11 protein-coding genes are annotated in these 13,744 nt (G+C 69.8%); 5 read left to right on the top strand and 6 right to left on the bottom strand.

All coding sequences use genetic code 11. The features are described 5' to 3' along the window. Nucleotides 1-98: 98 nt before the first annotated feature. Nucleotides 99-326 (top strand): hypothetical protein, encoded by a 228-nt coding sequence (locus tag QH276_RS32610; RefSeq protein WP_280398036.1) that lies wholly within the window; start codon nucleotides 99-101, stop codon nucleotides 324-326. Between the two features lie 126 nt (nucleotides 327-452). Beyond that, nucleotides 453-1,853 (top strand): amidase, encoded by a 1,401-nt coding sequence (locus QH276_RS32605; protein ID WP_280398037.1) that lies wholly within the window; start codon nucleotides 453-455, stop codon nucleotides 1,851-1,853. 24 nt (nucleotides 1,854-1,877) lie between these two features. Here the strand turns inward: QH276_RS32605 and treY are convergent, their stop codons facing one another. Beyond that, nucleotides 1,878-4,280, bottom strand: a complete 2,403-nt coding sequence (gene treY, locus QH276_RS32600) for a malto-oligosyltrehalose synthase (RefSeq protein ID WP_280398038.1) — start codon at nucleotides 4,278-4,280, stop codon at nucleotides 1,878-1,880. Nucleotides 4,281-4,503: 223 nt separating this feature from the next. Continuing rightward, nucleotides 4,504-5,046 carry a cupin domain-containing protein gene (locus tag QH276_RS32595; protein WP_280398039.1) on the bottom strand — a complete coding sequence of 181 codons (543 nt, stop codon included), beginning with the start codon at nucleotides 5,044-5,046 and terminating at the stop codon, nucleotides 4,504-4,506. A gap of 29 nt (nucleotides 5,047-5,075) precedes the next feature. On the opposite strand from QH276_RS32595, the gene QH276_RS32590 reads away from it, so the two are divergent. Further along, the gene (locus QH276_RS32590; RefSeq protein ID WP_280398040.1) at nucleotides 5,076-5,567 is read left to right on the top strand and encodes a MarR family winged helix-turn-helix transcriptional regulator; all 492 of its coding nucleotides are present in this window, start codon (nucleotides 5,076-5,078) and stop codon (nucleotides 5,565-5,567) included. 439 nt (nucleotides 5,568-6,006) lie between these two features. Here the strand turns inward: QH276_RS32590 and QH276_RS32585 are convergent, their stop codons facing one another. Both QH276_RS32585 and QH276_RS32580 read right to left on the bottom strand, forming a co-directional pair. Further along, the gene (locus QH276_RS32585; RefSeq protein WP_280398041.1) at nucleotides 6,007-6,933 is read right to left on the bottom strand and encodes a hypothetical protein; all 927 of its coding nucleotides are present in this window, start codon (nucleotides 6,931-6,933) and stop codon (nucleotides 6,007-6,009) included. A gap of 326 nt (nucleotides 6,934-7,259) precedes the next feature. Continuing rightward, nucleotides 7,260-8,060: an NAD(P)-dependent oxidoreductase gene (locus tag QH276_RS32580; RefSeq protein WP_280398042.1), complete on the bottom strand. Its 801-nt coding sequence runs from the start codon at nucleotides 8,058-8,060 to the stop codon at nucleotides 7,260-7,262. Between the two features lie 164 nt (nucleotides 8,061-8,224). Between QH276_RS32580 and QH276_RS32575 the strand changes: the two genes are divergently transcribed. Beyond that, nucleotides 8,225-8,578: a MerR family transcriptional regulator gene (locus tag QH276_RS32575; protein ID WP_280398043.1), complete on the top strand. Its 354-nt coding sequence runs from the start codon at nucleotides 8,225-8,227 to the stop codon at nucleotides 8,576-8,578. Nucleotides 8,579-8,818: 240 nt separating this feature from the next. Here QH276_RS32575 and QH276_RS32570 read toward each other — a convergent pair whose 3' ends face one another. Next, the gene (locus tag QH276_RS32570; protein ID WP_280398044.1) at nucleotides 8,819-9,277 is read right to left on the bottom strand and encodes a hypothetical protein; all 459 of its coding nucleotides are present in this window, start codon (nucleotides 9,275-9,277) and stop codon (nucleotides 8,819-8,821) included. Between the two features lie 647 nt (nucleotides 9,278-9,924). Between QH276_RS32570 and QH276_RS32565 the strand changes: the two genes are divergently transcribed. Next, nucleotides 9,925-11,253 (top strand): adenosylmethionine--8-amino-7-oxononanoate transaminase, encoded by a 1,329-nt coding sequence (locus QH276_RS32565; RefSeq protein ID WP_280398045.1) that lies wholly within the window; start codon nucleotides 9,925-9,927, stop codon nucleotides 11,251-11,253. A 283-nt stretch (nucleotides 11,254-11,536) separates the two neighbouring features. On the opposite strand, the gene QH276_RS32560 is transcribed toward QH276_RS32565, so the two are convergent. Then, complete coding sequence (locus QH276_RS32560; protein ID WP_280398050.1) at nucleotides 11,537-13,183, bottom strand: DUF2339 domain-containing protein; 1,647 nt, start codon at nucleotides 13,181-13,183, stop codon at nucleotides 11,537-11,539. Nucleotides 13,184-13,744 lie beyond the last annotated feature (561 nt).

The raw sequence follows: 13,744 nt of genomic DNA, 5'->3' as shown, positions 1-13,744 counted from the left end.
GGTTGTTCCCGGAGTGACCGCCGGGCGGCCGGGATGTGTGTGCGGAAAGACAAAAGTTCGATGGACCGAACACCTGCCGCACGGGTAGCCTTATCGGTATGATCGCATCGCGCACTCTCGATCCCCGCGCCGCTGTGCGCCGCGGGGCGGAAGTCGATATCGCGGGGTCGCCCTGGCCGCTGTACAAGCTGGAAGCCCTCGGGGCCGGCCTGCTGGCGCTGCTGGTCGCGGCGCTCGTTCTCGGCTCGGTGCAGGCCGGTGTCCTGCTGGGCGCCGCCGTCGGTGCGGGCCTGTGGACGCGGGGGTGGTGGCGTACCGCGCGCTGAGCCGCGCCCGTCGCCGGATCTTCTGCACATCCGCCCGAATGCGTACTACTGTGGGCCAAACTGAACCAATGTCCAACTTGGTCCGGATCGACCGTCCGGGGCCCCGGAGTACACGCGAGCCGAGATATGAGCGATCGAGTACATGCCTTCACCGACGACGCCCTGGGCGACCACGACGCGGTAGCGCTGGCGGAGCTGGTCCGTTCCGGCACGGCCGGACCGGACGAACTCGCCCAGGCGGCGCTGACGCGGGCCGACGCGGTGAATCCGCGGTTGAACGCGATCGCCTACCGGTGCCCGGCCCCGCGGCGGGCACCCGCCGATTCCGGGGTGTGGTTCGGCGTTCCGGCCTTCGTCAAGGACAACGCCGATCTGGCCGGGCTGCCGACATGTCACGGCAGCGCGGCCATCACCCCGCACCCGGCCGCGAAGGACGATCGGTTCACCGCGCAGCTGCTCAGCACCGGCGTCACCGTGCTCGGCAAAACGACCATGCCCGAGTTCGGTTTCACCTCCACCACGGAATTCGAGAGCAGTGACCCGACCCGCAACCCCTGGGATACCGGCTACACGGTCGGTGGCTCCTCCGGTGGTTCGGCGGCGCTGGTCGCGGCGGGTGTGGTGCCGATCGCGCACGGGAACGACGGCGGCGGCTCGTTGCGGATCCCGGCGGCGTGCGCCGGGCTGGTATCGCTGAAACCCAGCCGGTTCCGGCATCTGGACAATGCGCAGGCGCGGCAGCTGCCGATCAAACTCGTCTCCGAAGGGGTGTTGTCGCGTTCGGTCCGGGATCAGGCCGCCTACCACGCTGCCGCCGAAAAATACTGGCGCAACCCGAAACTCCCGCCCATCGGCCTCGTCGAAGGCCCGTCGGACCGCCTACTGCGGATCGGACTGCTCACCACGGCGTGCAACGGCCGCGAACCCGATGCCGAGACGGCGGCGGCCGTGCACGACACCGCCGCGATCCTGGAAGCGGCCGGGCACACCGTCGAGCCGATGGCCTCACCGGTGGCGCCGAGCCTGGTGGACGATTTCCTGCGCTATTGGGGTTTCCTGGCGCAGATGTCCGGTACCACCGGCAAATTCAGCCACGGCCGCAGTTTCGACGCCGCCCGCCTGGACGCGTTCACGAAGGGGCTCGCCGCCGCGTTCCGCCGGCAGATCCTGGCCACCCCGGGCTCGCTGTACCGGCTGAACAAGGCGCGAGCCGACTACGACGAGGTGCTCACCCGCTACGACGTGATCCTCTCGCCGGTACTCACCCACACCACACCCGAACTCGGTTATCTGCGTCCCGGTGTGCCGTTCGGCGAACTGCTGGAGCGGGTCACGAATTTCGTCGGCTACACCCCGATCAACAATGTCACCGGGTCGCCCTCGATCGCGGTCCCGGCGGGACTCACCGACGCCGGCCTGCCGGTCGGGGTGATGCTCAGCGGCGCCTACGGCGACGAGCGGACCCTGCTCGAACTGGCCTTCCTGCTGGAGGCACAGCGCCCGTTCCCGCGGATCGCCGTGTCCTGACCGGCGGGCCGCCGGTGCGCGACCTCAGCGCACCAGCAGCGCGACCGGCAAGCGTGCGAACAGTTTCTCGGTGCGGGCCCGGTTCTGGAACGTGTGGCCGGTGAGCCGGTCGGTCCAGGACCCGGACGGAAGCTCGAGATAGGTATCGCCCCAGCCGGTTTCGCCGATCGCGACGCTGTGCCGGGTCACCGCCACCAGGATCTCCGGTTCCGAGCCGGCCCGCCCGCGGGCGTAGGCCACCAGTTTGTCGGCGTGCTCGCCGTGCCCGAACACCGGCGTATAGCTGCCGCCGACAAAGCATTCCGGCCGCTCCCGGCGCAGCCACAGCGCGTACGCCACCACCCACATCTTCGCCGCGCCGGTGATATCGAGCGGCGGTGTGGTGGTGAGGGTGTGCAGCATCCCGGCCCGGGAGCCGAAATCCACCGGCCGGCGATTGTCCGGATCGACCAGGGAGTCCTCCCAGATCTCACAGCCCTGGTAGATGTCCGGGATCCCCGGCGCGCACAGTTGCAGCAGTTTCTGCGCCAAGGAATCCGACCAGGCATGCGGCGCGAGATCATGGGCGAGATCGGTGAGCTGGCGGCCCACCGGCCCGTCGATCACCTGATCGAGCCACGTGTGCACCGCGTTCTCGAACTCCAGATCCGGCTCTTCCCAGGCGGTGTGCAGGCCGGATTCGCGCATCGCCTTCTCGGCGAACCGGTGCACCCGATCGCGCAATCCGGGCACCGAGGAGGCGGGCCGACCGTCGGCCGGCCACATCCCGAACATGTTCTGCAACAGGAACAGCGCGGTCGCGCCGTCGGGCGGCGGTAGTTTCTCCAGCCAGAGGGTCACCGCGCGGGCCCACATCCGCGGCACCTGGGACAGGATCCCGATCCGCGCCCGCACATCCTCGCCGCGTTTGGTGTCGTGGGTGGACAGCGTCGTCATCGAGGCGGGCCAGCGCAGGGCCCGCGAGGCATTGGCGAGATGGAATTCGTTGACCGTACGGCCGAAACGAGCCGGGTTACCCCCCAGATCCTGCAGCGAGACCAGGCGCACCGCGCGATAGAACAGGATGTCCTCCACGGCTTTCGCGCCGATCGCGGTACTCACCTGATGGAAGCGGGTCCACGCGGTGCCGCATCTGGTCAGCGCTGTCACCAGCACCGACAACGGGACGCGGAGTTCGGCGTTGCGTTTCTCGACCTCGGCGAGCACGGCGCTGATCATGCCCGCCAGCGGGGTGTAGTCGGCCCGGGCAACCGGCAGGAAGGACAGCACCTCGATGGTGGCGTTGGTGAGCGCCATGGTGTCGAAATCCGGTGCACCCGCGTCCTGTTTGATCGCGGCGACCAGCCGGCGGATCTCCGGCAGCAGGATACTTTCCGCCACCGCGCGTTTGATGCGGTGTTCTTTCTCCCCGACCCAGACCCGGTCGCTGCCGTGGCCGGTGATATGCCGGGACAGTTCGGTGAGGATCGGTTCGCCGGCGGGTTCGAGCAGGACCCCGCCGAAATCGGCGAGGGTGTCGTAGCCGGTGGTGCCGTCGATCGGCAGGGTGGGGTCCAGGGGTTCGCGGTTGGCGAGGGTCTTCTCCACCAGCAGCAGCCGGTTGGGGCCGATCAGCAGGCGCAGGCGCTGGAGATAGCCGCTCGGATCGGCCAGCCCGTCGGGGTGGTCCACACGCACACCGTCGATGAGATCGTGTTCGCACCAGGCCGCCAGTTCGCGGTGGGTGGCTTCGAAGACGAGCGGGTCCTCCTGGCGGAGTGCGGCGAGCCCGTCGATCGCCAGGTACCGCCGGTAGCCGCATATTCCGGATTTGCGGCTGACCAGCCGGTAGTGCTGTTTGTCGTGGATGCGCAGTGCATTGTCGCCGTCGGTACCGGGCGCGATGGGGAAGCGCAGATCGTACAGCGCGAGCAGCGGTTCGGGTCCGGAGCGGTCGACGGTGAGCGCGGCGGGGTCGTTCTCGCTGCGCAGGACGGGCAGGGCCAGCCGGCCGCCGACCCCGTTACCCGGGCTCCAGTCGATATCGAAGAACGAGGCGAACTGGGATTTCCGGCCGTATTGCAGGACATGCCACCACCACGGGTTCTGCTGTGGATCGGCAACGCCCACATGGTTGGGCACCAGATCCATGATCAGGCCCATACCGCGGTTGCGCACCTCATCGGAGAGTGCCTTGAGGCCCACCGGCCCGCCGAGGGCGGGCGAGACGGAGGTGGGGTCGGTGACGTCGTAGCCGTGGGTGGAGCCGCGCGCGGCGGTCATCACAGGGGACAAGTAGACATGCGAGACCCCGAGCTGCTGGAGGTATTCCGCAATGGCCGCGGCCTGGGCGAAAGTCAGCCCGTCCGGGCGCAGCTGTAGCCGGTAGGTGCTGCGGACCGGGGTGAGGCGCGGTGCGGGGCGGAAGCGCGGCGGGTCTGCGGGCATACGGTTCTCGGTCGGGTCCTGGGGTGGCACGGCGGACGGATTCTGACCCCGCGATCACGACGCGGGGAGACGGTCACCGAGGATGGTAGGCGTGGTCCCGCCGTCGGGTGGCATCCGGCGATCTCCGTGGTGGCGCACCCTCGGGCAGCGAGTCGGACGCGTGCATGGTCAAGACACTAGCGCGATTGCGGCGATGTTCGGCCGGGGGTCGTTGGCCGAACGCTCAGTCGGCCTCGGCCGCGGCGCGCAGGCGGGACGCATAGCCGGTTCGCCGGGCGATTGCCGCGAGCGAGCCCAGTATCGCGCGTTGCAGCCAGGGCGGTATTCCGGCCAGGTAGCCATCCTGGAGCTCCCATAAGACGGCGAGTGCCAGGGGGTTGCGCGGAATCCGTGACCCGGTGGTGGCGCCCGCTTCGTCGAGCGCGCTCCACAAAGTGAACATCTGCCAATGCCGCAGCGGCGGCCGGATCTCATGGTCTACGACGGTATCGGCCGCCTCGTTCCAGAATTCGTGCACCGCGCGCGCCGGGGCGACGACGGTATCGCCCGGCGCCGCCGAAACTTCGCGGCCGTCGATCCGGAACCGTAGCGCCCCTCTACGGACTGTCCATGCTTCGGCCAGGACCGGATGCCAGTGCGGCCCGGCTTGCCGGCCCGGTTCCGGAATCTCGTGCCTGAGTCGCAGATAGGGGCCCCGCTCGTCGGTGCCCTGCTCGACCAGTGTGACGCGGTGGCCGTTGCGGAACGTGCGGACCCGGGGTGTCATGGAATAATTAGAAAGGTTACCTTCATAATATGTCAACACCGGATTCCGCGTCTCTGCTGAAACTGCTCACGCTCGCCACCCGGGCGGTCGAGGACGAGTTGAACGCCGGATTGCGGGCCGGGCTGGACGACGGCCTGCGGCCCGCGCACTACGCGGTCTTCCGCTACCTCGACCCGGCGGGTTCGCGGGTCGGGGAGCTGGCGCAGGCGGCGGGGATGACGCAGCAGTCGATGGGCGAACTGATCGGTCAGCTGGAAACCGCGGGTCTGGTACGGCGGCAGGTGGACCCGGCCGATCGCCGGGCCCGGCGGGTGGTGTGCACGGCGGCGGGGCATGCGGCGCTACGGCTGGCCGGAGACCGTATTGCCGGAATCGAGCAGCGGCTGCGCAGGGAGGTGGGCGCGGCGGGTATGGACGACCTGCGCGGTCTGCTCGCCCGCGTCGTGGCGGTTCTCGACCGCCCGGCAAGCGGTGGTACGGGTGAGCGGGACCGGGCCGGCCGGGTGGTTCGAGGTGAGTGAACGAACCGCTCGCCCGGTCCGCGGGTGGGACGGTCATCGGCGCGCCTCCCGCGGCCCGGCGCTGCGCCCGCCTCGGATACGGCGCCGCGGGATCCGGGTTCCGCCGGTGAGAGCGTCCGCTGTGGATCCGGTCGGCCGCGGACTCCGGTTCGGAAGTCGACGCCGATCTCGGTAACGGACGCCGGCTCGCCGGGACGCGCTCGGGCGATCGCTTCGGCAAGACAATCGTGCGGCGGCCGTCAGTGCGGTCGATCGCGTGGGTACGGGGCGCGGCGCCGCCGGTTATCCGGTGCCAGTCCGGGCATTCGTTCCGGTGCGTGGCACGGCCGCCGCCCGGCGGAATTACCTTTCCCCGGCGGTTGGGACCGCGCTCGACCTCTGCAGATCGGGTGCCCGCTCACGCCTTGTCGTCCAGCGTGATGTCCGGTCGGTCTCGGGTTCATGTAGCGGTGTGCTCGGTGGGGTGGGGAGCGAACGCCTGCGCCCATTGCCGGAAGGTGCGTGGCTCTCGTCCGAGCAGCTGTCGAGCGGTCTCCTCCTGCTCCCGGACAGCCGAGCTGTCGGGGTCGGCGGCGAACGCCGCGGTGGCGTAGAGGGTTACCGCGATCGTGTCTTCCGGCCAGCCTTCTTCTCGCCAGCGCTGTACTGCCTGCTCGGAGGTGAGTTCGGCCATCGTTACGTCGGTATCGAGAGCGGCTACGAGCGCGGCCAGGCGCTCTCTTGCGGTGACCGTGGTGCCGCTCACGTCGACGGTGCCGTGCAGGTGGTCATCGAGTAGGAGGTTGACGGCGATCTCGGCGAGGTCGTCTTCGTGGATGAAGGCATATGGCGCATCGGGGAGATATTCGGCCACTTCACGGCCCTCCCGGATCGCTGTCACGGTCGCGGAGCCCGGTATCGGGTATCCGCCGGTAACCGTATGGGCCATCACAGCGGTAGGGCGCAGGCTCACCCGTCCGATCCGGTGTCGGTCCAGAGTCTTTTCGAACGCCGCCCATTGCCAGGTTTCCTGCGAGACTCCGTCGTCGAAATCCGAACCATGGGAATCGAGAGTCACGACGCGGCGGACTCGGTTGCGCACGAGCGGCTCGGTCAACTCGCGCAGCCTTTCAAGGGGCGTGCCGGCCAGGCCTGCGAGGAAGAGGCGCTCGACGCCGGAGGCCGCGACCGCGAACGACGTGGGGTCGGTAAGGGCCCCGGTATGCAGGTCCACACCATCGGGCCAACCAGAAGACTCCACGGCGGGGACAAGCACTCGCACCCGCTCACCGCGGTCGTGGAGCAGGTGCGCCGCAGCGCGGACGACGGGGGCGGTGGGAACAGCGCCCGGCATCCGGGAAACGGGCGCGGTGGTGAGCAGGATCAACTCTTGACTCCTCAGGGTAGCGGTGGCTATCCCGGAAGCTACCGAGCCGAGCGAAGGCGTCTCTAGTAGAAATTTCCCCTCGATTTGTCAAGTGCTGGTTCGGGCCGGCCCCAGAGGAATTCCGGGGTCCACCGAAGCCGGACGCGAACGCGCCTTCGTTTTCGCGGAGGGACGCTCGACTGTGGTGGTCGGGTTCACCAGTGCGCGGTGCGGTAGGCCGGCGCGTTTCTGGGGTGTCGCGTGACTGCCTCGACGCCGCCGGCTTTCCGGCGGTGGCCGAGTGTCGCTGGGAGAGTGCGCCGGACGGGTTGCGCCGCGTCGGGTTCTCAGGAGCCGGCAATGGTCTCTATCAGGCTTGCGAAGCTGTCGCTACCGTGGCCGGCTTCGATGCCTCTGTGCGTGAGCGATCTGATGAGTCGGGGGAGTTCGGTGTCGATACCACGCTCTTGGGCGGCTTGGATGAGATGATCCATGAGGGGTGCATCGAGTTCGAGCCATTCCTCGTCGCCGGGGTACCGGCCGTTGTCTATCTGTTGGGCGTAGTCGGCGATGACCGACGCGATGGTGGTCGACATCCAGTGGTTCAGCAGCGGGGTGGTAGCTGTCGCGCGGACCTCTGCGGTGCGCAGCAACGCTGCGCTGTACAGGTATCCGATCAGGGTGGCCCAGGCGAAGTTCAGCATCGCGACGTCGTAGAGCGCCGCCGTGCCGGGGTCCGGTCCCAGATAGGTCGCGCTGCCCAGCTGCCCGAGCAGTCGTTCGTGATGTGTGAACAGTTCTTCGGAACCGCTGTACACCAGCACTGTCTTGGGCTTGCCGACATGTTCGGGATGTGCCATCAGTGCACCGTCGAGGTATCGGCCGCCACGTTCGCCCACCCAAGCGGCCAGGTGCCGGGCCTGCGCACTGGTGCCCGAGGTCACGTTCACCACGTCGCGGGACGTGATGTACTGCTCCGCTCGTCCGAGGATCCGAGCGGCAGCGCCGTAATCGTCGACGCAGACAACGACCAAGGACGCGCCGTCGAGAGCTGCATATAGTGAATCCGCTCGCCGGCGCAGATGAGTGGCGTCGCCGTGCTCGTCCCAGAACGTGACCGCGTTGTCCGTCGCCAGAGCTTCGGCCATCGCCTCTGCTCGGACCCCACGTCCGAGCACCGTCACGGATATCCCTGCGGGTGTACGCATCATGTCTTCTCTCCGCATTGCTGCCCACCGAGACGCGGGCGAAGGGCTTGGTTCGGCTACGCTAATCCTTCACATGCATGTGAGAGTCAAGCCGGAGAACCACGATGCGCATCGGTGAACTGTCGGAGCGGACGGCAGTCAGCCAGCGGCTGCTGCGTTACTACGAGGAACAGGGCCTGCTGGCGCCCCTTCGCGAGCCGAGTGGCTATCGAAGCTACCGCGACAGCGACATCAACCGAGTCCACCGCATCCGCACTCTGCTGGCCGCGGGCCTCAACACTGCCTCCATCGCTCGTATCCTGCCCTGCACTGTCGACACCGATGACGGGCTCGCTGCGGTCTGCCCGGACCTGCTCGCCGATCTGCACCGAGAACGCGACAGGATCTCCGCCGCCATCGACGAGCTCAACAGAGCACAGCACGCCCTGGACGCCATCATCGCCGCCACGAACCGATGAGTCGCCGCCGCCACCGCCGCACCCTGTCATCGTCCGAGCCTGGGAACTGAGCGGGGCGGCGCGATCGACCCGCCCCGACCCGGCGGGTCGACGACATCCTGGTCCCCGGCGAACCACGGGACCGACCGCACGAAGACGCGGAGCGCGGGTTCTGCCTGCCGGACGCCTGAGCCCCCTACGCAGAACGAGACCCGCCGGTTACTACCTGGCCGGGTCTCGCCCGTTCAAGGACCGGAAGCGCTACCGCCCGGCCGGAGTCGGTACCGCCGTCGAAGTGGCCGGCCCCACCGCGGCATGCACGGTGATTTCCGGCGCAGGCGCGCCCGCCGGCGGCGGCGACTCGATCCGGTCGAGCACCGGCGCCACGGTGTCATAAACCGCCGCCGCCAAAGACTCGTCCTTCGCTTGATCGCCACCGTGGGCGTTGTAGTCCAGACCTTGCAGGTAGTCCACCATCTGCGGGCCGGTGAGTTCGACCGTCACCATCCCGCCGGGCAACTCGGTGACCTTCTTTGGCTCCGGGACCCGCTTGACGTTATTACGCGTGTTCGTCCTCTCCCACAGATCCTGTGTCATGTGCAGTTTGAACGCCGGAACGCTGGCCGCCTTCCGTTCCCGCTCCCCCTGCTCGGGCGGCGAATTCGTCACGCACCCAGACGTGAAGACCACCAAAAGCACCGCCACCAGGATCCCGACCACAGACCTACCCCGGGCCGTTCTGCTACCAGACATTCCCCGCGTCCCCTCTGCTCTTCGGGCAGACCCCGCCTGCCGCCATATCCAGTGTACGGAGAAATAGTGACGATTCAGGCGAAAATAACTGCCGCAGAGAGGATTTCACCGGCCTTGGGCACCGGCCCCGAATCAGCGCCCCGGCTCACCGGCCAGGCTCGGCCCAAAGAGTCGAGCGCACCGGGGTGCCCCAGCGGTGTCGAGAGCGAGTAGGCGCCGGCGGCGCTGTCGTCTACGGACTCGATCAGGGCCCGCGTCGGGGACGACCTCACGCACGACGAAGCGGGCCGCACCGATCTCGCCGGCGCGGCCACCGACTCGGACCGCGGCATGTGTCGGGCAGCGCCAGCGGCTCGATGGTGGTCGCGTCGCGCTCGGCGCGCAGGCGGGCGACGATCTTGCCGACCGTGCCGTGGTGCACTCCGGCGAGCGAGGTGATCTCGCGGTAGGACAGACCTCGTGGTGTAGCTGTCAGATCTCGGCGACGCGGCCCGTGGAACCTCCAGCTGGCCGGTGAGGCCGGGGATGGGGTGGCCGTGACCGTGGCCGGGTTGGTAACTTGAACGGCGTTCAGGTCGCCGTGTGCGGCCGGCGTCCCCGATCGGAGGATCACCGTGGCCCCTGCCCGCGCGGCGCAGATCTCGGCGCTCGACGCCCAACACGTGTGGCATCCCTACGGCGGTTTCCCGGCTACCACCGAACCCCTCGTCGTGGAGTCCGCGGCGGGTACCCGGCTCACTCTTGCCGACGGCCGGGAACTGGTCGACGGGATGAGTTCCTGGTGGGCCGCGGTGCACGGTTACCGGCATCCGGTGCTGGACGCGGCGCTGGCCGAACAAGCGCGGCGAATGAGTCATGTCATGTTCGGCGGGCTCACCCACGAGCCCGCGGTCCGGCTGTGCGAACTGCTGGTGCGGCATACGCCGGCCGGCCTGGAGAAGGTGTTCCTCTGCGATTCCGGGTCGGTATCGCTCGAGGTCGCGGTCAAGATGTGCCTGCAGTACTGGCGGGCGGTGGGGCAGCCGGGCAAACGCCGTCTGCTCACCTGGCGGGGCGGCTACCACGGCGACACTTTCACTCCGATGAGCGTGTGTGATCCCGTGGGCGGGATGCACACGCTGTGGACTGATGTGCTCGCCGAACAGATCTTCGTCTCCGCCCCGCCCCGCGAGTACCGCCCGGACTACGTACGTGAGCTCGCGGAGGCGTTCGACCGGCACGCCGCCGGGCTCGCGGCGGTCGTGGTGGAACCGGTGGTGCAGGGCGCCGGCGGGATGCGCTGGCACGACCCCCGCTATCTGGCGGATCTGCGCCGGCTGTGCGACGAGCACGGGGTACTGCTGATCTTCGACGAGATCGCCACCGGATTCGGTCGCACCGGGACGTTGTTCGCGGCGGAACAGGCCGGTGTCGCACCGGATGTCATGTGCGTGGGCAAGGCGCTCACCGGTGGCTACCTGACGCTCGCCGCCGCGCTGTGCACCGCGGAGCTGGCCGAAACCGTGAGCGCGGCCCACGGCGGGCTCATGCACGGGCCGACGTTCATGGGCAACCCGCTGGCCTGCGCGGTCGCGGCGGCCTCGATCGAACTACTGGTGTCGCGCGACTGGCGCGGTGAGGTCGCGCGGCTCGAATCCGGGCTGCGTACGGGGCTCGCGCCGGCCCGGGATCTACCGGGGGTGATCGACGTGCGAGTCCTGGGCGGAATCGGCGTGATCCAGCTCGACCGCCCGGTGGATATGCGCGCGGCCACGGACGCGGCGGTCGCCGCCGGCGCCTGGCTGCGCCCGTTCCGCGATCTCGTCTACGCGATGCCCCCGTTCATCACCGGGCCGGAGGATCTGGCGACCATCACCCGCGCGATGGTTGCGGCGGCGCGGGCGGGCCGCGCTCCAACCACACAGCCCGGAGCGGAGGCCCCCTGTCGGCCGGCGGCACCGTGAACCGACACCGGACACGGTGGCGTGGGACGGTTCCCCGGTTCTGTGAATCGGACGCGGGCTAGGCGGGTGGTGCGCCGATAGCGCCTCGGTCCTGTCTGTGAGGCCGGCTCTGAGTGCCGATCGGTGGCGTGGCCCGGGCGCCCGGTCCGGCGACCCAACCGGTGGGCCGACGCGAGCGTGCCTCCGATGAAGTACTGCCTGTCGCGCCGGCCGCCACTGCGCATCCGGAGGGGAGTTGCGCAGTGGCGGCCGGAAGCTGGGACGAGCGTGGGTCGTGCCCGGATCAGGTCCGGGGGCTGTCCGCTTCGGTGCCCGGCGGTCGCGTACCGGTCTCCGCGAACGCGCGGGCGTAGCGGGTGCCCGCGACCAGCAGCAGGATTCCGACCACCAGGAACGCCGCGACCCGGATCAACCCGTCCAGTGTGGCCAGGTCGAACAGGAACAGTTTCGCGAGGGCCGCGGCACTGACCAGCAGCCCGGACCCCAGGGCCACCTTCGCCGTGGTGGATGTCGCGGCGCCCAGGTTGCGCAGGCCGTACTGCAAGGCGGCCAGCGCCCCGGCCATCCACACGATCGTGGCGATGCTGTGCCCGATCACGAAGCCGTCCGCGGCGCCGGAGGCGACGCCGAACGACACCGTCGCCGTGGTCACCAGGTAGAGCGCCACCGCGCTGCCGCAGGTCCACAGCAGCGTTGTCCCCGATTCGTCGATGGATGAACCGAACACCCGCCGCAGCGACCACAATCCGACAGTGACCAGGCCCAGTCCGGCGATCGCCGCGGTCGCGGTGACGATCGAGAGGCCCTCGGTGGCGCGGAGCCGGGAGGCCAGTGTTTCCGGGTCGGCCGCCGCGAGGAAGGTGAGACCGCCCAACACCGCGTACGCGATCCCCAGGAACGCGGCACCCCGGTTGCGGGCCTGTCCCGCGACCCCCAGATAGCAGGCGCCGACCAGGAACAGCGCGAGCGGCAGCGTATCGCCCGTGGTGACATCCCAGCACGTTTCCAGCAGTGCGAACGACCCTCCGACCGCCGCGACCATCGCGGTGTGTCCCGGGATCCGGGCGGTCTCGCGGACCGCCGGCAGCAGTGTCGTCGCGGCCACCCCCAGCAAGACGACCGCGTAGACCGCGGTGATCACCGTGGTGGCCGGCTGTTCGAAAAGCGCGGGCGCGGCCAGCAGGGGAGTGATGGTCAAGGCGAACGTCAGGCTCGCGACCAGATCGCCCGGCCGGGCCCGCACGATCACCAGCGTGCCCACCAGCCCGATCGCGGCCACCGCCACCGCCGCCGCGAGCAGCAGCACCGGGCGGTGGTCGTCGGGCCGGTCGAGCACGAACCCGACAATGGTCAGCTGGGTGGCCGCGACCGCCGGTGCCGTACGGACCAGATGCAGGAACGGCCAATCGAGCCGGTATTGCACCGGCACACAGGCCATCTGCAGCACGATCAGGAACGCGAGCAGCGTGAGCTCGGTGGTGACGAACGGCGCGAGCGCCGCCGCCCCCGCCACCACCAGCACCGCCAGCGGCTGCGCGCGCCACTGCACGGCCAGCCCGACCCCCGCCGCCGCGACCCCGAGCGCCACGGCGAATCCGGGCACCGGATGCAGCCAGTCGTAGATCGCGGTCACCGCGATCACGTCCAGGTAGGCCCCGGCGAACCCGGTTGCCGCGAGCGCGATACCGCCTACCCGCCCGCCGGCGCGGTGATACACGCGCATCCCGGCCCCCACGAGAACGGCGGAGAACACCGCACCCGAGACCACTCGCGGGACCGGCCCGAAAACCCCGGCCTGCGCCGCGAGGACCAGCAGCATCACGACACCGATGAGCGTGACCCCCACCCCGGCGACCGCGAGCACCCGGCTGATCACACCTTCCCGCTGCCACCACGGAATCCGCGGAGGTACGGGACCGGGCGCCCCCATCGGCACGGGGCCCGGATATCCGGGTGCCGGATATCCGGCACCCGGATACCGTTGTCCTGCCTGCGGAGAGCGGGCGGTCGTCCGTGCCCGGCCGGGCGGTGGCGGAGGCACGCCCCACGGCATCTGCCCTGGTGCGGGTGGGGCATTCCATACCTGTCCGGTCGGAGCCTGTGCGCCGTGCGGCGTAGGTACGGAAGCTTCCTGGGCCGCGGTGAGGCCCTGAGCCGGCGAGGCATGCCGGGGCGTCTGCCCGGCGTCCGGAGCGCCCGGTTCGGCCGGTACGTGGTCGGCCCGGGGCGAGTCCGGCCGACCCGGCTCACCGGATTCTGCTGCGGCTGCGCCGCAAGCAGGCAAATCATCCCGCGGCGGGGCGGAATCACCGGGACCCGGGGGGGGGGGGGGGGGGGGGGGGGGGGGGGGGGGGGGGGGCCGCGCGAAACCCCGGCCGAGGCCGGGCGATCCGCGCCGGGCGGCCACCGCGGACTGCGCCGGCGGCCGGCCGGTCCGGTGGCGGGCGCGGCCGTACTGCGTGGTGCCGGGGAGCCGCTGGCGCCGGGCGAC

Source organism: Nocardia carnea (assembly GCF_029869215.1).
Taxonomy (GTDB): Bacteria; Actinomycetota; Actinomycetes; order Mycobacteriales; family Mycobacteriaceae; genus Nocardia; species Nocardia carnea_B.
The sequence above is the reverse complement of the archived record's forward strand: the minus strand, read 5'-3'. Positions and strand labels throughout refer to the sequence as shown.